This is a genomic window from Mumia xiangluensis (genome assembly GCF_010994095.1).
In the GTDB taxonomy this organism is placed as follows: Bacteria; Actinomycetota; Actinomycetes; order Propionibacteriales; family Nocardioidaceae; genus Mumia; species Mumia xiangluensis.
This window is the reverse complement of the sequence record NZ_WJYO01000006.1, coordinates 277,313-297,062: the sequence shown is the minus strand read 5'-3', so window position 1 is coordinate 297,062 and position 19,750 is coordinate 277,313. Positions and strand designations below refer to the sequence as shown.

The 19,750-nt window shown below is 70.3% G+C and carries 17 protein-coding genes; 7 read left to right on the top strand and 10 right to left on the bottom strand.

What is annotated here, in order from left to right; translation table 11 throughout:
• Nucleotides 1-12 precede the first annotated feature (12 nt).
• Nucleotides 13-1,137 carry a transaldolase gene (tal, locus tag GH747_RS19145; protein ID WP_149771219.1) on the bottom strand — a complete coding sequence of 375 codons (1,125 nt, stop codon included), beginning with the start codon at nucleotides 1,135-1,137 and terminating at the stop codon, nucleotides 13-15.
• A 44-nt stretch (nucleotides 1,138-1,181) separates the two neighbouring features.
• Nucleotides 1,182-3,332 (bottom strand): transketolase, encoded by a 2,151-nt coding sequence (tkt, locus tag GH747_RS19140; RefSeq protein ID WP_228553007.1) that lies wholly within the window; start codon nucleotides 3,330-3,332, stop codon nucleotides 1,182-1,184.
• A gap of 262 nt (nucleotides 3,333-3,594) precedes the next feature.
• Here tkt and GH747_RS19135 point away from each other — a divergent pair, with 262 nt between their 5' ends.
• On the top strand, nucleotides 3,595-4,548 hold the full coding sequence (locus tag GH747_RS19135) for a heme o synthase (RefSeq protein ID WP_377036099.1): 954 nt from the start codon (nucleotides 3,595-3,597) through the stop codon (nucleotides 4,546-4,548).
• Between the two features lie 262 nt (nucleotides 4,549-4,810).
• On the opposite strand, the gene GH747_RS19130 is transcribed toward GH747_RS19135, so the two are convergent.
• From GH747_RS19130 to GH747_RS19120, 3 genes are read right to left on the bottom strand one after another with little or no spacing between them, the layout of a single operon-like run.
• The gene (locus tag GH747_RS19130) at nucleotides 4,811-5,728 is read right to left on the bottom strand and encodes a COX15/CtaA family protein (RefSeq protein ID WP_149771217.1); all 918 of its coding nucleotides are present in this window, start codon (nucleotides 5,726-5,728) and stop codon (nucleotides 4,811-4,813) included.
• 4 nt (nucleotides 5,729-5,732) lie between these two features.
• Nucleotides 5,733-6,506 (bottom strand): ABC transporter permease, encoded by a 774-nt coding sequence (locus tag GH747_RS19125; RefSeq protein ID WP_228553006.1) that lies wholly within the window; start codon nucleotides 6,504-6,506, stop codon nucleotides 5,733-5,735.
• Nucleotides 6,503-7,426, bottom strand: coding sequence for an ABC transporter ATP-binding protein (locus tag GH747_RS19120; protein WP_149771216.1), 924 nt, complete (start codon nucleotides 7,424-7,426; stop codon nucleotides 6,503-6,505). The genes GH747_RS19125 and GH747_RS19120 overlap by 4 nt, the downstream gene beginning before the upstream one ends.
• A 76-nt stretch (nucleotides 7,427-7,502) precedes the next feature.
• Here GH747_RS19120 and GH747_RS19115 point away from each other — a divergent pair, with 76 nt between their 5' ends.
• Together GH747_RS19115 and GH747_RS19110 are read left to right on the top strand one after the other, a co-directional pair.
• Complete coding sequence (locus tag GH747_RS19115; RefSeq protein ID WP_149771215.1) at nucleotides 7,503-9,665, top strand: MMPL family transporter; 2,163 nt, start codon at nucleotides 7,503-7,505, stop codon at nucleotides 9,663-9,665.
• A gap of 3 nt (nucleotides 9,666-9,668) precedes the next feature.
• The gene (locus GH747_RS19110) at nucleotides 9,669-10,754 is read left to right on the top strand and encodes an ATP-dependent DNA ligase (protein WP_149771214.1); all 1,086 of its coding nucleotides are present in this window, start codon (nucleotides 9,669-9,671) and stop codon (nucleotides 10,752-10,754) included.
• A gap of 8 nt (nucleotides 10,755-10,762) precedes the next feature.
• On the opposite strand, the gene GH747_RS19105 is transcribed toward GH747_RS19110, so the two are convergent.
• The 5 genes from GH747_RS19105 to GH747_RS19085 all read right to left on the bottom strand — a co-directional run bounded on the left by GH747_RS19105 (nucleotide 10,763) and on the right by GH747_RS19085 (nucleotide 15,422).
• A complete protein-coding gene (locus tag GH747_RS19105) occupies nucleotides 10,763-11,533 on the bottom strand; it encodes a hypothetical protein (protein ID WP_149771213.1) in 771 nt (256 codons plus the stop codon).
• A complete protein-coding gene (locus GH747_RS19100; RefSeq protein WP_149771212.1) occupies nucleotides 11,530-12,447 on the bottom strand; it encodes an ATP-binding cassette domain-containing protein in 918 nt (305 codons plus the stop codon). Before GH747_RS19100 ends, GH747_RS19105 begins: the two co-directional genes overlap by 4 nt.
• The gene (locus GH747_RS19095) at nucleotides 12,444-12,839 is read right to left on the bottom strand and encodes a GntR family transcriptional regulator (protein ID WP_149771211.1); all 396 of its coding nucleotides are present in this window, start codon (nucleotides 12,837-12,839) and stop codon (nucleotides 12,444-12,446) included. The genes GH747_RS19100 and GH747_RS19095 overlap by 4 nt, the downstream gene beginning before the upstream one ends.
• Nucleotides 12,840-13,294: 455 nt before the next feature.
• Nucleotides 13,295-14,329 carry a DNA polymerase IV gene (locus GH747_RS19090; RefSeq protein ID WP_205603023.1) on the bottom strand — a complete coding sequence of 345 codons (1,035 nt, stop codon included), beginning with the start codon at nucleotides 14,327-14,329 and terminating at the stop codon, nucleotides 13,295-13,297.
• Between the two features lie 10 nt (nucleotides 14,330-14,339).
• Nucleotides 14,340-15,422 (bottom strand): DNA polymerase domain-containing protein, encoded by a 1,083-nt coding sequence (locus GH747_RS19085; protein WP_228553005.1) that lies wholly within the window; start codon nucleotides 15,420-15,422, stop codon nucleotides 14,340-14,342.
• Between the two features lie 75 nt (nucleotides 15,423-15,497).
• Between GH747_RS19085 and GH747_RS19080 the strand changes: the two genes are divergently transcribed.
• The 4 genes from GH747_RS19080 (at nucleotide 15,498) to sufD (ending at nucleotide 19,746) form a co-directional block, all read left to right on the top strand.
• Nucleotides 15,498-16,310: a spermidine synthase gene (locus GH747_RS19080; protein WP_194842931.1), complete on the top strand. Its 813-nt coding sequence runs from the start codon at nucleotides 15,498-15,500 to the stop codon at nucleotides 16,308-16,310.
• A gap of 96 nt (nucleotides 16,311-16,406) precedes the next feature.
• Nucleotides 16,407-17,111, top strand: coding sequence for a helix-turn-helix transcriptional regulator (locus GH747_RS19075; protein ID WP_228553004.1), 705 nt, complete (start codon nucleotides 16,407-16,409; stop codon nucleotides 17,109-17,111).
• The gene (gene sufB / locus GH747_RS19070) at nucleotides 17,108-18,538 is read left to right on the top strand and encodes a Fe-S cluster assembly protein SufB (RefSeq protein ID WP_149771210.1); all 1,431 of its coding nucleotides are present in this window, start codon (nucleotides 17,108-17,110) and stop codon (nucleotides 18,536-18,538) included. The genes GH747_RS19075 and sufB overlap by 4 nt, the downstream gene beginning before the upstream one ends.
• Nucleotides 18,535-19,746, top strand: coding sequence for a Fe-S cluster assembly protein SufD (gene sufD, locus GH747_RS19065; RefSeq protein ID WP_228553003.1), 1,212 nt, complete (start codon nucleotides 18,535-18,537; stop codon nucleotides 19,744-19,746). The genes sufB and sufD overlap by 4 nt, the downstream gene beginning before the upstream one ends.
• The last annotated feature ends 4 nt before the right edge of the window (nucleotides 19,747-19,750 follow it).

The window sequence follows — 19,750 nt, the reverse complement described above, 5'->3', positions numbered from 1 at the left end:
CTCCCTCCGTGGTCAGCCGCGGCGTCCGCGAGCTGCCGTCAGCTGATCCTGCACCGTCCGGACCAGGTCGGCCCACGACGACTCGAACTTCTCGACGCCCTCGGACTCCAGCGTGACCATGACGTCGTCGTAGTCGACCCCGACCTCGGCGAGCGAACGGACGAGCTGCTCGGCCTGCTCGGCGTTGCCGGAGAGCTTGTCGCCCTCGACCTCACCGTGGTCGGCGAACGCCCGCATCGTCGCGCCCGGCATCGTGTTGACGGTGTTCGGGCCGACCAGCTCGGTCACGTACAGCGTGTCCGGGTAGTCGGGGTTCTTCACGCCCGTCGACGCCCACAGCGGACGCTGTCGGTTCGCGCCCTGGGCCTCGAGCGCCCTCCAGCGGTCGGAGGCCGAGAACTCCTCGTACACGGCGTAGGCGAGACGCGAGTTCGCGATGCCCGCCTTGCCCTTGAGGGCGAGCGCCTCCTCCGTGCCGATCGCGTCGAGGCGCTTGTCGACCTCGCTGTCGATGCGGCTGACGAAGATCGAGGCGACCGACTGCACGTCGGAGATGTCGACGCCGTCGGCGATCGCGTGCTCCAGCCCCGACGCGTACGCATCGAGCACCCCGCGATAGCGGTCGAGCGAGAACAACAACGTCACGTTGACGCTGATGCCGGCGCCGATGGTCGCGGCGATCGCCGGCAGACCCTCCTGCGTCGCCGGGATCTTGATGAAGACGTTCGGCTCGCCCACCTTGTCCCAGAGCTTGCGTGCCGAGGCGATGGTCTCGTCGGTGTCGTACGCCAGCGTCGGGTCGACCTCGAGCGACACGCGCCCGTCGACGCCGTCGGTCGCGTCGTACACCGGACGCAGGATCCGCGCCGCCTGACGCACGTCAGTCGTCGTCAGCTCGAAGATCGCGTCGGCGACGGTGGTCTGCGGGTCGGCAGCCAGCCCCTCGTCGAGCTGCGGCTCGTAGCGTGCGCCCTCCTTCATCGCCGAGGCGAAGATGGTCGGGTTGCTGGTCACGCCGACCACGTGGTCCTCGTCGACGAGCCTCTGCAGCTCTCCGGTCTCGGTCAGCTCTCGCGACAGGTCGTCGAGCCAGATCGACACGCCTGCCTCGCTGAGGGTCTTCAGTCGGTCGCTCATCGCGTTCTCCGTCCGTCGGGACGCCGGTGGGGTTTCGGCGTCGCTCAGTGGTTGGTCTGCGGGAGGATGGTGCCCATCGGCCTGGCGAACACGCCCACACCGCCGGTGTGCCCGGATGCCGCGATGCTCTCCTTCGCGGCGGACACGACCGCTTCCGCAGTGATCCCGAACTCGTCGTACAGGGTCTCGTACGCCGCCGACGCGCCGTAGTGCTCGATGCCCACGATGCGTCCCGCGTCACCGACGACCTCGCGCCAGCCCTGAGCGATGCCCGCCTCGACGCTCACGCGTGCGCGGACGTGCGGCGGGATCACGGAGTCGCGGTAGGCCTCGGTCTGGCCGTCGAACCACTCGCGGCACGGCATCGACACGACGCGCGCGGCGATGCCCTCGGCGGCGAGCTGCTCACGCGCCGCAACCGCCAGCTGGACCTCCGAGCCGGTGCCGATCAGTACCACGTCCGGGTCGCCGTCGGTGTCGAGCAGGACGTAGCCGCCCTTGGTCGCCTCCGACGCCTCGGCGTAGCCGTCGGTCCCGCGGGGGAAGACGGGCAGGTTCTGCCGGCTGAGCGCGAGCCCGGCCGGGTGCGTGGGGGACTCGAGGACCTTCTTCCACGCGACGATCGTCTCGTTGGCGTCAGCGGGTCGGATCACGTCCAGGCCGGGGATCGCCCGCAGCGCGGCCAGGTGCTCGATCGGCTGGTGCGTGGGGCCGTCCTCGCCGAGCCCGATGGAGTCGTGCGTCCACACGTAGGTGACGGGCAGCTGCATCAGGGACGCGAGCCGCACCGACGGGCGCATGTAGTCGGAGAAGACGAGGAACGTGCCGCCGTACGGGCGTGTGGGGGAGTGCAGCGCGATGCCGTTGAGGATCGCCCCCATGCCGTGCTCGCGGATGCCGAAGTGCAGCACGCGGCCGTACCAGTCGCCGGAGAACATCTTGGTCGCGTGCTCGGGCGGGAGGAACGACGGCTGGCCCTTGGGCGTGGTGTTGTTGGAGCCGGCGAGGTCGGCGGAACCGCCCCACAGCTCGGGCAGGACCGGTGCGGCCGCGGTGAGGAACGCACCGGAGGCCACGCGGGTGGCGACACCCTTCGGGTCGGCCTCGTACGTCGGCAGGTCGGTGTCCCAACCCTCGGGGAGCTCGCGCGCCTCGAGACGGTCGTACAGCGCGGCAGCCTCAGGGTTGGCCTCGCGCCATGCGGCGTACTGCACGTCCCACTCGGCCTGCTGCTGCTCGCCGCGGGTCACGGCCTGACGCGTGTGCGCGAGGACCTCGGGGGAGACCTCGAACGTCTTGTCGGGGTCGAACCCCAGGATCTCCTTGGTCTTCGCGATCTCCTCGTCGCCGAGCGCCGAGCCGTGAGAGGCGCCGGTGCCCTGCTTCGTCGGCGCGGGCCAGGCGATGATCGTCTTCAGAGCGATGAAGCTGGGCCGGTCGGTGACCGAGCGCGCCTCCTGCAGCGCGTCCCAGAGTGCGTCGACGTTCTCGTCGTAGCCGGTGCCGCCGTTGGTCCAGTCGACCAGCTGCACGTGCCAGCCGTACGACTCGTACCGCTTCACGACGTCCTCGTTGAACGCGACCGCGGTGTCGTCCTCGATGGAGATGCGGTTGTCGTCCCAGATCAGCGTCAGGTTGCCGAGCTGCTGGGTGCCGGCGAGCGAGCTGGCCTCGGAGGCGACGCCCTCCTCCATGTCGCCGTCGGAGGCGATCGCGTACACGTGGTGGTCGAACACGCCCTCGCCGATCGGCGCGTCGGGCTCGAGCAGGCCGTGGCGGCGGCGGGCGGCCATGGCCATGCCGACCGCGTTGCCGACGCCCTGACCGAGCGGGCCGGTCGTGACCTCGATGCCGGCGGTGTGACGGAACTCCGGGTGACCGGGCGTCTTGCTGCCCCAGGTGCGCAGGGACTCGAGGTCGGCGCGCTCGAGCCCGAAGCCGTTGAGGTAGAGCTGGATGTACTGGGTGAGGCTCGAGTGGCCGCACGACAGGACGAATCGGTCGCGCGCCGCCCAGTGCGGATCGGCGGGGTTGTGCCGCATCACCTTGTTGTAGAGGAGGTACGCCGCGGGAGCGAGGCTCATCGCGGTGCCGGGGTGGCCGTTGCCGACCTTCTGGACGGCGTCCATCGCGAGGACGCGGACGGTGTCGACCGCCGAACGGTCGAGATCGGTCCACTCCAGGTTGGTGCTCACGTCGTCGTGCTCCTCGTACGGTGGTGCGGGGTCTCCGGCGGGAGGCGCTGTCATACGCGCGGCTGCGGCGCCGGATCACGGACAGGTATCGCTGTCGAGCCTACTCGCGCGCTCGCCTTCGCGCGGATCGGCTCCCTGCCGTGGGACGGGGCCTCTCGCGCGGCGTCGTACGGACCTGCCGGCACGTGGTGGCGGTCACGTCTCCGGCTCGCCCTCGCGCACCCGGAGGTGCACCGCCGGGACCGGCCGTTAGACTCGCGACGTGACCGCAATCGACCCGGAGCTGAGTGCTGCGCACCAGCGCCCCTCGCACCCGTCGAGCGGTCGTCCTCGGGCTCTCGACGTCGTCAACGCGTACGTCGGACTGATGAAGCCTCGCATCATCGAGCTGCTCCTGCTGACGACCGTCCCGGTGATGTTCCTCGCTGCCGAGGGAGTCCCCGGACTCGGGGTGGTGCTCGCCACGCTCGTCGGAGGCACGCTGTCGGCGGGCTCTGCCAACGCGCTGAACTGCGTGTTCGACGCCGACATCGACCAGCAGATGCGCCGTACGCGTCGTCGCCCGCTCCCGCGCCACGCCGTGACCACGCGGTCGGCGCTGGTGTTCGGACTGGTGCTCGGCGTCGTCTCCACCTTGTGGCTGGGCTTCCTCGTCAACTGGCTGTCCGCCGGGCTCGCGCTCGCTGCCAATGTCTTCTACGTCGTCGGCTACACGATGCTCCTGAAGCGCCGCACCTCCCAGAACATCGTCTGGGGCGGTGCCGCAGGGTGCTTCCCGGCGCTGATCGGCTGGACCGCGGTCACCGGCGAGCTGGCCTGGCCGCCCGTGGTGCTTTTCCTCGTCGTGTTCTTCTGGACGCCTCCGCACTTCTGGGCGCTGGCGATCCGCTACCGCGAGGACTACGCCGCGGCCGACGTGCCGATGCTGCCGTCGATCGCACCGGCGACCGTCGTCGCACGCAAGATCGTCGCCTACTCGTACGCGATGGTGCTGACGTCCCTGGTCCTCTGGCCGCTCACGCCGACCGGCTGGTTCTACCCGACCGCTGCCGTCGTCCTGGGCGCCGCGTTCCTCGTCGAGGCCCACCGCCTCCAGGCTCGTGCCCGGATCAGCTCGGAGCTGTCCGTGCTCAAGCCGATGCGCCTGTTCCACTGGTCCAACGCCTACCTCGCTCTGCTCTTCGTCGCGGCGGCGATCGACCCGTTCCTGCGCTGACGTCACACCCTTCCGCTCACGCGGTGTGAGCTGGTGCGGGTCCACGGCCCACCCGAACCCGCACCTGCTCACGCCCCACGGCCGGGCCGCCTCCATCCTCGCGAGACGAGCGCGCGTCGGACCCCGCCCCGCGACGTCCGCAGGGCGGTCGGAGGGACGTCGTACGGGGCTGCCTGGGGACGAAGCCCGTCGGTGGACGAACCGTGCCGCCCGTCGAGTGTGAGGTGACGCGGGTTCCTCGGGCGGAGGAACCCGCACTGGCTCACACGGCGCCGGTGACGTGGTCTGGTCGGACGGCGGGCGTGCGCGACTCGAGAGCGGCCCACGTCGCGGCTGCGGCGAGGATCCCCGCTCCGAGGAGGTGGAGCGCGACCAGCAGCTCCGGGAGATCGGTGAAGTACTGGACGAAACCGATGAGCCCCTGGCCCAGCTCGACGGCGATGAGCACGACGGCTGCGCGTACGGCGCTCGCCGGAGCCCCGACGGCCTTGTACGCGAACACGAGCCCGATGGACAGACCGAGCAGCAGGAACACCGCGTCGGCGTGCAGCTGGGTCACCGATGCCGGATCGAACCCGTTGCGTGCGGTGTCGGGATCGCCGGCGTGCGGGCCCGCACCGGTCACGACCGTGCCGATCATCACGGTCGCCCACATCACGCCGTACGTGATCCAGCCGAGCGTCTGCGCCGGGCCCGGGACGGTCGGCGGATGCCAGGCGGCCGGGTGGTACGTCTGGCGGACGAGGACCGTCGAGAGGCTGACGAGACCGATCGACACGGCGAGGTGGACGGCGACCGCCCACGCGTTGAGGTCGACGAGGACCGTGACGCCGCCGATCAGCGCCTGCGCGGGAATGCCGAGCGCCATCACGGTCGCCACGACCACTGACCGTGGCCGCTTCGGACGCCACTGGCGTACGGCGAACCACGTGGCGATCGCGATCGCGGCCAGCAGGAACGTCAGCATCCGGTTGCCGAACTCGATCGCGCCGTGGAGGCCGAGCTCGCCGTGGGGGACGTACGACTCGTCGGAGCACCTCGGCCAGGTCGGGCACCCGAGCCCCGAATCGGTCAGGCGCACCGCTGCCCCGGTGACGATGATGCCGATGTTGGCGATCAGTGACGCCCACGCCCACCCGCGTACGAATCCGACGGTCGGGTTCCGGAACTTGTCGATCACGCGATCACTCCCACTTGAAGGTCCGGGCGGTCAGCGCGGCGGCGACGGCTGCCCAGACGACGAGCACGACGATGCTCGTCGTCGGCGGTGCGGAGCCCTCGAACACCACGCGGATCGCCTCCGACAGGGCGCCCGAGGGCAGTAGGGACAGGAAGGTCTGTGCTGCCTCCGGATACCGGCTGAGCGGCACCAGCACCGCACCGCCGACGACGAGGAGCACGTAGACGAGGTTGGCCACGGCGAGGGTGGCCTCGGCGCGGAGCGTGCCGGCGAGGAGCAGCGCGAGGGCGGCGAAGGCGGCGGTCCCGAGCAGCGTGAGGACGACGAGCCAGGCGTACGACGCAGCGCCGCCGTGCGGGTCCCAGCCGAGCCAGAGCGCGACGAGGACCAAGATGACGAGCTGCGCGATCTGGACCAGCAGGACCGAGCCGATCTTGCCGACGAGCAGGCCCCAGCGGGGGAGGGGCGTGGTCCCGAGTCGCTTGATCACGCCGTAGCGCCGCTCGAACCCGGTGGCGATGGCGAGCGACGTGAACGCGGACGAGACGATCGCCAGCGCGAGCACTCCGGGCGTGATGATGTCGATCGGGCGTCCCGGGCCGAGGTCGACGACCCGTGTCGCCTCCGTCCCGGCAACCAGCAGCAGCAGCGGGATGACGAGCGCGAGCCCCAGCTGCTCGCCGTTGCGCATCAGCAGCCGCGTCTCCATGACGGTCTGTGCGAGCACCATGCGGCGCACGGGGGCTGCTCCCGGTCGGGGCGCGAAGTCGAGGGTCACGAGCGCAGCTCCCGTCCGGTGAGGTCGAGGAAGACGTCCTCGAGCGTGCGACGGCGGACGCCGATCCCGTCGAGGAGCACTCCCTGCCTCGCGAACCAGCCGGTCACGGCGTGCAGCAGGGCAGGGTCGATGGTCCCGGAGACGAGGTACAGGCCGGGGGCTTGCTCGACGACCTGCGTCCCTCCGGGGAGCGCCGTGAGCAGGCCGGAGACGTCGAGGCCGGCTGGCCCGTTGACGCGGAGCGTGTTCTCGGCGCCCTCGCTGGTCAGCGACTTCGGGCTGCCCGAGGCGATGAGCCGGCCGTGATCGAGGACGTGGACCCAGTCGGCCAGGCGCTCGACCTCGTCCATGAAGTGGGTGGTGAGCACGACGGTCACGCCGCTGGCGCGCAGCTCCTCCACCAGCTCCCAGGTCGCGCGTCGCGCCTGCGGGTCGAGACCGGCGGTGGGCTCGTCGAGGAACACCAGCTCAGGGCGTCCGACGAGGGCGGTGGCGAGGGCGAGGCGCTGCTGTTGGCCGCCGGACAGGCGACGGTACGGGGTCCGGCCGATGGTGCCGAGCCCGAGACGGTCGACGAGTGCGTCGACGTCGAGCGGGTCGGCGTACAGCCGGGCGACGTAGCGGAGCATCTCGTGCGGGTACGACGCCGACCAGGCGCCGCCGCTCTGCAGCATGACGCCGACGCGTGGCCGGAGCTGCGCTGCCTCGCGCACAGGGTCGAGTCCGAGGACGCGCACCGTCCCTGTCTGCGGGCTGCGGTAGCCCTCGCAGGTCTCGATCGTCGTCGTCTTGCCGGCGCCGTTGGGGCCGAGCACAGCTGTCACCGTGCCGGGCTCGACCGTGAGGCTGAGCCCGTCGACAGCCGTCGTCTCGCCGTAGCGCATGACGAGGCCGGAGACCTCCACGGCGAGGGAATTCACTGGCTCAGTCTAGAGATCTCGTGTTCGATAGGGTCTGCTGGGGCCACCGCCGGGGTGGCACGTCGAAAGGGGATTCGTGTTCGCCACGCTGGGACGGTACGTCGTCCGTCATCCATGGCAGGTCATTCTCGCGTGGATCGTCTTGGCGGTGGCTGTGGTGTCGCTGGCGCCACCCCTGCAGTCGACGTCTGACGAGGCCGACTTCCTGCCCCGCCACTACGAGTCCATCAAGGCGCTCGAGGCCCAGGCGGACGCCTTCCCCGAGCTCGCCGACACCGAGCCTGCGGCGATCGTCGTCATCGACCGCGAGGACGGAGCGCCGCTCACCGCGGAGGACTCCGCTGCCGTCGAAGCACTCGCCGAGGACCTGAGCGCGGCCGACATCGAGCACCTCGCCGACATCCGGGCGAACCCGCCATCGGAGAACGGCGTCGTCCAGACCATCACGGCTGGGCTCACCGAAGGCACGGACCCGTTCGACACGACGTTGACCGACAGCGCCAAGGAGCTGCGCGAGGAGGCCAAGGACGCCGTCGAGGGCACAGACCTCCGCGTCGGCGTGACAGGCTCGATCGCCCAGAACCTCGACGCCGAGGAGGCCGCGAGCGGCGCCGAGGCGGCCGTCGGCGTCGCGACGATCGGTCTCATCGTCGTCCTGCTCCTCATCATCTTCCGCAGCCCGATCGTCGCGCTGCTGCCGATCGTGGTGATCACGATCATCTCCCAGGTCGCGACCGGCCTGATCTCCATCGCGAACGAGACCTTCGGCCTCCAGGCGGACTCGTCGATCACGGTGATCCTGATCGTCGTGCTGTTCGGCATCGGCACCGACTACATCCTGTTCCTGATGTTCCGCTACCGGGAGCGGCTGCGCGAGGGCGAGGAGCCCAAGGCCGCGATGGTGCACGCGATCGAGCGGGCCGGTGAGGCGATCGCGTCGGCCGGCGGTGCCGTGATCGTCGCGTTCCTTGCGCTGGTGCTGTCGTCGCTCAGCATCTTCCGGTCGATCGGCCCCGCGCTCGCGATCGCTGTGGCGGTCACCGTCGTCGCCGCACTCACGCTGATCCCGGCCGTGGTCTCGCTGCTGGGCACCAAGGTGTTCTGGCCGTCCAAGGCCTGGAAGAAGGAGCCGAAGGGCGCCCGCTTCGCGGCGGTCGGCGACTCCCTCGGACGCCACCCGGGCCGGTTCGCGCTGGCGTCGGGACTGCTCCTCGCCGTCCTCGCGGTGTTCGCCTTCGGCTTCAAGCCGTCGTTCGACTTCTCCCAGATGAGCCTGCCCGACGACGCAGAGTCGATGGTCGCGAGCGAGCGCATGCTCGAGGGCTACCCGGCCGGTGCGACCGCGCCGCAGACCGTCCTCCTGCGCAGCACCGACGGTGAGCCGATCGCCCAGACCGATCTCGCCCCGTTCGCGGCGCAGCTCGGTGACGCCGAGGGTGTGGCGCAGGTCGCCGAGCCGATCCCGAACGCCGACGGCACCGCCGCGCTGTTCATCGTCACGCTCGACGACGACCCGATGTCGGATGCCGCGATGGAGCACGTCGAGGGCCCGATCCGTACGGCGGCGCACGACGGCGCTCCGGACGGGGCGGAGGCGCTGGTCGGCGGCACGACGTCGATCTTCGTCGACCTCCAGGACGCGATGAACCGCGACTACTCCGTGGTCTTCCCGGTCGCTGCGCTGCTGATCATGGTGATCCTCGCGGTGCTGCTCCGCAGCCTGGTCGCACCGTTGTACCTGATGGCGTCGGTCGGTCTCGGCTTCGGCGCGACGCTGGGCGCCACGGTGCTGGTGTTCCAGGTGTTCAAGGGTGAAGACGGGCTCATCTTCATGCTGCCGATCTATATCTATCTGTTCGTGGTCGCGCTCGGCACCGACTACAACATCCTGATGATCGCCCGCCTGAGAGAAGAGTCACGGCAGGGCAAGAGTCCGCACGACGCCGCAGCCTGGGCCGTACGCCACGCCGGCCCCACCATCGCTGCTGCCGGCCTGATCCTGGCCGGGTCGTTCGCCGCGCTCATGCTGGGTGGCAACCCGCTGCTGGTGTCGATGGGCTTCGCGATCTCGTTCGGCATCCTCGTCGCGGCGTTCGTGATGTCGATGTTCTTCACGCCGTCGCTCACGGCGCTGCTCGGGCACACCGCGTGGTGGCCGGGACACGGCGACGAGGCGCGGGACGGCGACACCGACGAGCTGGTCGAGGCGACCCCAGAGGAACTGACTCAGAAGGAGTGACGCATGCAGCTCCCGGTGATGCCGCCGGTACGCCCGATGCTGGCCAAGTCGGTCAAGGGCGTGCCGGACCCGTCCAAGGTCGACGGCGGACTCTCGTACGAGCCGAAGTGGGACGGGTTCCGGTGCATCGTCTTCCGTGACGGCGAAACCGTCGAGATGACGAGCCGCAACACCCGGGACCTCACGCGCTACTTCCCCGAGCTGGTCGCGGCGTTCCGGGAGCACCTCCCGGAACGCTGCGTGCTGGACGGCGAGATCATTGTGGCGATCGACGGCCGGCTGGAGTTCGAGGTCCTCCAGGAGCGCATCCACCCCGCAGCGTCGCGGATCACCCGGCTGGCCGAGGAGACTCCTGCCTCGTACGTCGCCTTCGACCTGCTCGCTCTCGGCGACGACGATCTGACTCAGGAGCCGTTCGAGCTGCGCCGCGCCCGCCTGGTCGAGGCGCTGGAGGGCGCCCGTCACCCGGTCCACACGACCCGTACGACGCTGGACCCGGCGGTCGCCGAGGAGTGGTTCGGACAGTTCGAGGGAGCGGGGCTCGACGGCGTCGTCGCCAAGCCGCTGCGCGCGCCGTACGCCGAGAACGGCCGCACGATGCTGAAGGTGAAGCACGAGCGCACTGCCGACGTCGTCGTCGCGGGCTACCGGTTCCACAAGACGTCGACGCCGGAGAAGCCGCTCCTGGGTTCGATGCTTCTCGGCCTCTACAACGAGTCGGGCGGCCTCCAGCACGTCGGGGTGTGCGCGGCGTTCACCGAGGTACGGCGCGGTGAGCTCGTTGCTGAGCTCGACCGGTTGAAGGTCGAGTTCGCCGATCACCCGTGGGGCCGCTGGGCCGAGACCGAGGCTCACGAGGGCGATCGGCTCCCCGGCGCCCAGAGCCGGTGGAGCGCCGGCAAGGATCTCTCGTTCGTCCCGATCAAGCCGATCCTGGTCGCCGAGGTCGCCTACGAGCACATGGAGGGGACGCGGTTCCGTCACACCGCCCGCTTCCGCAGGTGGAGGACGGACCGCGACCCCGAGTCGTGCACGTACGAGCAGCTGGAAGAGGTCGCCTCGTACGACCTGGGCGCGATCCTCGGCTGATCCGTCCCTCAGCAGCCGGCGGCGCGCGACCCCGACTTCAGCGGGATGTCGCGCAGCGTGCGGTGCACGAGGTAGGTGAGCGCGGCGATCGCTGCTGTGCAGCCGAGAACCCCCACGAGCAGCGGCATCGGACCGCTGTCGAAGAGCTCGCCGAACATCCCGCTGGGCAGACCGCCGCCGAGAGCCAGCTCGCCGCCGATGACCAGTCCCACGGCCACGACGAGCTGCACCGTGCCGAGGATCCCACCCCAGCGGTAGTAGCCGAACCCGATCGCCGTGCCAGCGAGGAAGTACGCGATGCTGCTCAGCGACCACGACAGCCAGATGGCGAAGAAGTCGCCCGACGAGTCGTACAGGCCCGGATTGTCCACCACCGTCGGCCAGTCGAGAGCGTTGAAGACGGCGTACTCGATCAGCATCCCGACCGCCCCGGCGAGCGCGAAGGTCACTCCGAGCCCGACGGCAGCCGTGACGGTGCCTCGTACGAAGGAGCGACGGGTCGCGCCGCCAGCAAGGTGGAGCGGCAGCATGCCGAGCGGCACGACGATGCCCATCACACTGAGAAAGATCGGCGCGGAGCCCAGCACCCCCTCGGCGACGCTCCCGTCGAGCTCGCTCCACGTGTCGAGCACGACGGTCAGGCCGGCACTGATGAGCACGACCGCGATCCAGAAGTACAGGCCGATCTGCCAGGTGCCGACGAACGTCGCGAACGCGCTCGTGCTGAACCCGCGCTGCTCCTGGTCGCGAGCGGTGACGGGGGAGACGGTGGCGGTCATCGGGCAGCCTTTCGCGTGGGATCGGCCGACACGGGGTCGGTCTCCTGGGTGAGGTGGATGAACAGGTCCTGGATCGAGACACGGGCGATCTCGACCCCGGCGTCGCGGGCGAGGGCGATCTCGGACGGCTCGAGGGATCCCTCGAGGGTGAGCTGGGTCGTGCCGCCGAGGCTGCGCGTCGCCAGCGCGTGCCGCCCGTCGGCGAGCTTGCTCACCGCGGTGGTCGGTCCGACGAGGCTGACGGCGCGGCCTCGCAGGGCGTCGGCGGTCTCCGCGACGACGGCGCGTCCGTGGTGCAGCACGACGACGTCCTCGAACAGCCGCTCGACCTCGTCGATGAGGTGGCTCGAGAGCACGATCGTGCGGGGGTGCTCGGTGTAGTCCTCGAGCAGCGCGTCGTAGAACGCGTACCGGCTGGGGGCGTCCATGCCGAGGTACGACTCGTCGAAGATCGTCAGCGGCGCGCGGCTGGCGAGCCCGATGGTGCAGCCGAGCGCGGACTTCTTGCCGCGCGACAGCTTGTTGGGGGTCGCGCTCGGGTCGATCCCGAACTGGTCGAGCAGCGCGAAGGCGTACTCGGAGTCCCAGTGCGGCCGCAGCTCGGAGTAGTAGCCGAGGCTTTCATCGATGGACGAGTCCCCGATGACGTCGCCGGCCTCGCGGACGAGCTGGACCCCGCCCATCACGACGGCGTTCTCGAAGGGGTCCGCGCCGTCGACACGCACCGATCCGGACGTGGGGCGCCGCAGCGCGGCGAGGAGCGCGAGCGCCGTCGACTTGCCGGCGCCGTTGCGGCCGAGGAGGCCGGTGATCGTCCCCGGCCGGATCGCGAAGGACGCTTCGTCGAGTGCACGGTTGCCCCTGCCGTAGGTGACGGTGACGTCGGTGAGCTCTGCTCCGTACGGCGTGGTCATCGGATCTCACCTTCTGCGAGCGCGCTGGCGGATGTGGTCGACGGGTGGGCCTCGAGGTAGGCGACGAGGCGGTCGCGGGGGATGCCGAGCAGATCGGCCTGCTCGACCGCGGGGCGGAAGACCCGGTCGAGGTATGCCGCGCGGTGCTCGTCGAGGAGTCGCTCGTGCGCCCCTGAGGCGACGAACATGCCGAGCCCACGACGCTTCTCGATCAGGCCCTCGTCGACGAGGATCCCGAAGGCCTTCGCGGCCGTTGCCGGGTTGATGCGGAACGTGGTCGCGTACTGCGTCGTGGACATTACCTGTGCCTCCTCGGGAAGGTCCCCGCTCAGGATCTGGGCGCGGATCTGCTGGGCGATCTGGATGTAGATCGGCTCCGGTCCGTCGAACACGATCCTGTCACCTCCTGTGGTTCATTACTGGACTAGTGAACCACAGAACGTACGGGTAGTGCAACCCGGCCCCGCCGCTGGTGCTGGTTCCGCTCCTTCCGCTGGTCCCCGCTCTTTCCGCTGGTCGAGTAGGGCGAGGGACGAGCCCGTATCGAGACCGGGTCTCGATACGCGCCTCGCCCAGGGGCTCGGCGCTACTCGACCGGCGGGGAGGGGGCGGGGCTCGGCGCTACTCGACCGGCGGGGAGGGGGCGGGGCTCGGCGCTACTCGACCTTTGCCTCTGCCTCCGGTCCCCGCTCTTTCCGCTGGTCGAGTAGGGCGAGGGACGAGCCCGTATCGAGACCGGGTCTCGATACGCGCCTCGCCCAGGGGCTCGGCCCTACTCGACCGGCGGGGAGGGGGCGGGGCTCGGCGCTACTCGACCGGCGGGGAGGGGGGCTCGGCGCTACTCGACCTAACCCGGGTCTGCCATCTCGGCCGCCACCCCGAGCAGGCGTACGGCGCGGGTGCGGTCGGTCCGCTCCAGCAGCGCTGCGGCGGCATCGGCGATCGTCGCCGCGTCGTCCGTCGGCTCGCGCAGCGTGACGCTTCTGGTGCGGGTCTCGAACGGCACGTATCGGATCTTGAGCCGCACCCGCACCGCCGGGCGCCCGTCCTCGACGACGTCCTGGGCTGCGAGAGCTGCCAGCCGCCGCACCTCGCGCTCGACGTCGGCTGGTTCGGACAGATCGGCCTGGAACGTCTCCTCGTGCCCGTGGGACCGCGGAACCCACGGCGTCGGGTCGACGGGTGAGGTGTCGACGCCGCGGGCGAGCCGGCGGTAGTAGGGGCCCATCGTCGGACCGAGCTCCGCGGCGAGCGCCTCCTCGTCGGCGGCGCCGAGCTCTCTCACGGTCGTGATCCCGAGGCGTGCGAGCTTCGCGGCGGTCTTGCTCCCGATGCCCCAGACGCCGTCGGTCGGGCGATCGCCCATCACGGCCCACCAGTTGTCGCGGGTCAGCGTGAAGGTGCCGCGCGGCTTGCCGAAGTCGGTGGCGTTCTTGGCACGGATGCGGTTGTCGCCTATCCCGACGGAGCAGTGCAGCGAGGTGCGCTCGAGGACTCGCGCGCGGATCTCGCCGGCGAGCTGCGTGGCGCTCGCGAGATCGGCATCGGGTCCGGCGTCGACGAACGCCTCGTCCCACCCGAGGACCTCGACCGCGGTGCCGAAGCTGCGCAACGTCGCCATGACGCCCTCCGAGGCGGCGTCGTACGCGGGCTTGTCGACGGCGAGGAAGACCGCCTGCGGGCACTTCTTGGCCGCCGTCCGCAGAGGCATCCCGGACCTGACGCCGAACTCACGGGCTTCGTACGACGCCGTCGACACGACCGCCCGCTCCGTGGGGTCGCCGCGCCCGCCGACGACGACAGGGAGGCCCTCGAGCTCGGGGCGGCGGAGCACCTCGACCGCGGCGATGAACTGGTCCAGGTCGACGTGCAGCACCCACACGGGAGGACGCCTAGCTCTCGACGCGGTTGCCGTGCTCGTCCCAGTGCTCCGCGACCTTCTTGCTGGGCTGCACCCGCGGTGGCTCGCCAGGCTGCTTGGGGTAGTCGGGCGGCCAGTTCAGCTCTCCGCCGGGCAGCGACTCCCACAGCTGGAGCAGGGGCTCGAGCGAGTATGCCTCGGCGTCCAGGTCGGCCCACGGATCGCCGTCGGCGAGATAGTCCGGGATCGTCGTCAGGTTGAAGTCACGCGGGTCCTCGACCTCGGCCAGGCGGGACCACGACACAGGGGTGCTGACCGGCGCTCCGGGTCGCGCCCGCAGGCTCCAGGCGCTCGCGATCGTGCGGTCGCGAAGGTTCTGGTTGTAGTCCAGGAAGAGCCGGGTGCCGCGCTCCTCCTTCCACCACGCGGTCGTGACGCCGCCATCGCGGCGCTCCAGCTCGCGACCCAGCCCGATCGCCGCGTGCCGCACCTCGTCGAAGGTCCACCTCGGCTGGATGCGTACGTAGATGTGGATGCCACGGTTGCCGCTGGTCTTGGCGAACCCGCGTAGGCCGAGCTCCTCCAGCAGCTCCTTGGTGACCCCCGCGACGCGCTGGGCGTCGGCGAACGTGGTCCCCTCCTGCGGGTCGAGGTCGATCCGCAGCTCGTCAGGATGGTCGACGTCGGGCCGTCGGACCGGCCACGGGTGGAAGGTGAGAGCGCCCATCTGCGCCGCCCACACGAGTGCGGCGGGCTCGGTGGGGCAGAGCTCGTCCGCCGTGCGCCCGCTGGGAAAGGTGATCCTGACGGTCTCGACGAAGTCGGGCGCGCCCTTGGGGAGGCGCTTCTGGTAGAAGCCGTCCGCGTCGCGGTCCTGCGGGCCTGTCGCGAGCCGCATGCCCTCGCGCCAGCCGTCCGGCCAACGCTCCATCGCCGTCGGGCGCTCCCCGATCGTCGCCATCAAGACGTCGCCGACGGCGGCGACGTACTCGCAGACCTGACGCTTCGTGATCTCCGGCGTCCGCTCGGTCGCCGCGTAGACGATCCGGTCAGGGCTGGAGACGCGCACCTCACGATCGCCGACAGGGATCATCACCGCTGGAGCCTTGGCCACGGGCCCACGTTAGCGGGACGCACGGACAGCCGGCCACGACGCGCGCACGCAGAGGCGGGCACGTAGTCTCTCGCCGTGGAACGCCGAGTCGATCTGGTCCAGGAGCCCGGACGCGCCGACGCCTTCACCCTCCGCGTCGGTGGAGCCGAGCAGTCGCACGTGGATCTCGCCGACCCGTCGAGGCTCGTGTTCGAGTACGTCCAGCGCATCGGTGACACCCTCGACCTCCTGCGACCACCGCCGGACCGGCTCGCCGTCGTCCACGTCGGCGGCGCGGGGCTGACCGTCCCGAGGTACGTCGCCGCGACCCGCCCGAGCTCGGCCCAGGTCGTCCTCGAGCCGGACGCGGACCTCACTGCGTACGTCCGCGAGCACCTGCCGCTGCCCGCCCGCAGCGGGATCAAGGTCCGCGCCACCGACGGGCGCAGCGGGCTCGCGGCGATGCGCGACGACTACGCGGACGTGATCGTCCTCGACGCCTTCGACGGGCCCGTCGTCCCTGCGGAGCTGTCCACGACGGAGGCGTTCGCGGAGATGGCACGCGTCCTGCGACCCGACGGCGTCCTCCTTGCGAACCTCGCTGACCAGGCGCCCTTCCCGTACCTACGCAGGGCGGTCGCGGCAGCCCGTACGGCGTTCGCCGAGGTGGTGGCGAGCGCGGAGCCGGCGACCTGGCGGGGACGACGCTACGGGAACGTCCTGCTGGTCGCGGGAGCGACATCGCTCCCGGTGTCGGCGCTGCAGCGCCGCGCCGCGTCCTCGGCGTTCCCGTACCGTGTCCTGGGCGGGTCGGATTTGCTCAGCGCGCTCGGCGGAGGGGCTCCGTTCACCGACGCCGACGCGTCTCCCTCCCCGGCACCGCCCGGGGGAGCGACGTATTTCGGGTGACGCAGCGCCCGCCGTTCCAGGCCAGGGGAACGTGACCGGCGCCACTAAGGCGATCCTTCGTTGAACGGGCTCGACCAATAAAGGCACACTGGTGTTGTGAAAAACAATCGGGTCCTTCCTGACGAGTCGTCGACTCGTCAGCGCGTGGTGCGCAGCATCATGCTCGAAGGGCCCTCCACGGCCGCCCAGCTCGCCGAACGCCTCGACCTGACACCGGCCGCCGTACGCCGCCACCTGGACGCCCTCTCCGAGGAGGGGCTCGTCGAGGTGGCCACCGATCGCACCCGTGGCCAGCGCCGCGGCCGGGGGCGTCCCGCCAAGGCGTTCGCCCTCGCCGACGCCGGCCGGGAGGCGTTCGAGCAGGACTACGACGACCTCGCGGTCGGCGCGATGCGCTTCCTGGCGGAGACGGTCGGCGACGAGGCCGTGGTGGCCTTCGCACGACGTCGTGCGTCCGAGCTGGAGCGACGCTACCTGCCCGTCATCGACGTTCCTGCAGAGGATCGCGCCGACGCGCTCGCCGACGCTCTCGCCGAGGACGGGTTCGCCGCCAGCACGCGGCAGGCCCCCGGTGGCACGCAGCTGTGCCAGCACCACTGCCCGGTCGCGCACGTCGCGGCCGAGTTCCCTGAGCTCTGCGAGGCAGAGACAGAAGCGTTCGCCCGGATGCTGGGACATCACGTGCAGCGCCTCGCCACCATCGCCCACGGCGACGGCGTGTGCACCACGTACGTGCCTGACAGCCCGCCCTCCCTTGCGACGAACACTGCCCTCACGACCGATGAGAGGACCACCCGATGACCACCACCCCGAACGCCATCGAGCAGGCAAACCCCGAGCTCGAGGGCCTGGGCCGCTACGACTTCGGCTGGGCCGACCCCGACATCGCCGGCGCGAGCGCCAAACGCGGTCTCAACGAGGACGTGGTCCGCGACATCTCGGGCCGCAAGAGCGAGCCCGACTGGATGCTCGACCTGCGCATGAAGGGTCTCAAGCTCTTCGGTCGCAAGCCGATGCCGTCCTGGGGTGCGGACCTGTCGGGCATCGACTTCGACAACATCAAGTACTTCGTCCGCTCCACCGAGAAGCAGGCGACCTCCTGGGAGGAGCTCCCGGAGGACATCAAGAACACCTACGACAGGCTCGGCATCCCCGAGGCGGAGAAGCAGCGCCTCGTCGCCGGCGTCGCCGCCCAGTACGAGTCCGAGGTCGTCTACCACCAGATCCGCGAGGACCTGGAGGAGCAGGGCGTCATCTTCCTCGACACCGACACGGCGCTCAAGGAGCACCCGGAGCTCTTCAAGGAGTACTTCGCGACCGTCATCCCGGTCGGCGACAACAAGTTCTCCGCGCTCAACTCGGCGGTCTGGTCCGGCGGCTCGTTCATCTACGTGCCCAAGGGCGTCCACGTCGACATCCCGCTGCAGGCCTACTTCCGGATCAACACCGAGAACATGGGCCAGTTCGAGCGGACGCTGATCATCGTCGACGAGGACGCCTACGTCCACTACGTCGAGGGCTGCACGGCGCCGATCTACAAGACCGACTCGCTGCACTCCGCGGTCGTCGAGATCATCGTGAAGAAGGGCGGCCGCTGCCGCTACACGACCATCCAGAACTGGTCGAACAACGTCTACAACCTCGTCACCAAGCGCGCCACCTGCGAGGAGGGCGCGCAGATGGAGTGGGTCGACGGCAACATCGGCTCCAAGGTGACGATGAAGTACCCGGCGATCTACCTGCTCGGCGAGCACTCCCGCGGCGAGACGCTGTCGCTGGCGTTCGCCGGCGAGGGCCAGCACCAGGACTCGGGCGCCAAGATGGTCCACGCTGCTCCGCACACGTCGAGCTCGATCATCTCCAAGTCGGTCGCGCGCGGCGGTGGCCGCGCCTCGTACCGAGGCCTGCTCCAGGTCCAGGAGGGCGCCGAGCACTCCGCGAGCACCGTCAAGTGCGACGCGCTGCTCGTCGACGACATCAGCCGCTCCGACACCTACCCGTACGTCGACGTCCGCGAGGACGACGTGTCGCTCGGTCACGAGGCGACCGTCTCCAAGGTCTCCGACGACCAGCTCTTCTACCTGATGAGCCGCGGGATGGAGGAGGACGAGGCGATGGCGATGATCGTCCGTGGCTTCGTCGAGCCCATCGCGCGCGAGCTCCCGATGGAGTACGCGCTCGAGCTCAACCGTCTGATCGAACTGCAAATGGAAGGTGCCGTCGGGTGACCGCCCCCACTACCGCTGACCCCGCTCTCTCGACCCCCGTCTCCGGCGCCGTGGAGACCCGTGTCGTCAGCCACCTGCACCCGGAGGGCTCGTACGACCCCGCCGACCACGAGGTCCCGAAGGGCCTCGAGGAGATCTGGCGCTTCACCCCGCTGAAGCGCCTGCGCGACCTGCACAAGGACGCGCCGCTCGACGGCCACGACTACGAGGTCGACCTCGACGTCGCGCCTGAGGTCCAGGCCGGCTCGGTCGACATCGACGACCCGGCGCGCGGCACGTCGACGTACGTGCCGGTCGACCGGATCTCGGCTCGCGCCTGGGAGGCGTCGGACCGCCTCTTCAAGGTCACCGTGCCCGCTGAGGCCGTCGCGTCGCAGCCCACCTGGGTGCGCTTCCGCGGCAACGGCGCCGAGAAGGCCGGTGCGGGTCACGTCGTGATCACCGCGGAGCCGTTCTCGAAGGCCACCGTCGTCATCGACTACGTCGGGTCTGCGACGTGGGCCGAGAACGTCGAGATCGTCCTCGGTGACGGCGCACAGCTCACCGTCGTCGCGGTCCAGGACTGGGACGACGACGCCGTCCACGTGTCGCACCACCACGCGCACGTCGGCCGCGACGCGAGCCTGAAGCACGTGCTCGTGAGCTTCGGCGGCGACCTCGTGCGGATCAACGCGTCCGTCGAGTACGCCGGCACCGGCGGCAACGTCGACATGCTCGGCCTCTACTTCGCCGACGCCGGCCAGCACCTCGAGCACCGCCTGTTCGTCGACCACAACAACCCCAAGGGTCGCAGCCGCGTCGAGTACAAGGGCGCGCTGCAGGGCAAGGACGCCCACACCGTGTGGATCGGCGACGTGCTGATCCGCAAGGAGGGCGTCGGCATCGACACGTACGAGAGCAACGACAACCTCGTGCTCACCGACGGCGCACGCGCCGACTCGGTCCCGAACCTGGAGATCGAGACCGGCGAGATCGAGGGCGCGGGCCACGCGTCGACGACCGGTCGCTTCGACGACCAGCACCTGTTCTACCTGCAGAGCCGGGGCATCCCGGAGGTCGAGGCACGCCGTCTCGTCGTCCACGGGTTCTTCAACGACGTCATCCGCCGCACCGGGGTCCCGGAGATCCAGGCGCGCCTGCTGGAGACCGTCGAGGCCGAGCTGGCGAAGCACGTCGGGGTGGCGCAGAGCATCGCCTCGGAGGCCTGAGCCG

What these genes read in the sequence shown, in the direction of transcription:
- tal (WP_149771219.1), bottom strand. Translation starts at nt 1,137, where the DNA reads ATGAGCGACCGACTGAAGACCCTCAGCGAGGCAGGCGTGTCGATCTGG.
- GH747_RS19110 (WP_149771214.1), top strand. Translation starts at nt 9,669, where the DNA reads ATGCAGCTCCCGGTGATGCCGCCGGTACGCCCGATGCTGGCCAAGTCG.
- GH747_RS19105 (WP_149771213.1), bottom strand. Translation starts at nt 11,533, where the DNA reads ATGACCGCCACCGTCTCCCCCGTCACCGCTCGCGACCAGGAGCAGCGC.
- GH747_RS19100 (WP_149771212.1), bottom strand. Translation starts at nt 12,447, where the DNA reads ATGACCACGCCGTACGGAGCAGAGCTCACCGACGTCACCGTCACCTAC.
- sufB (WP_149771210.1), top strand. Translation starts at nt 17,108, where the DNA reads ATGACCACCACCCCGAACGCCATCGAGCAGGCAAACCCCGAGCTCGAG.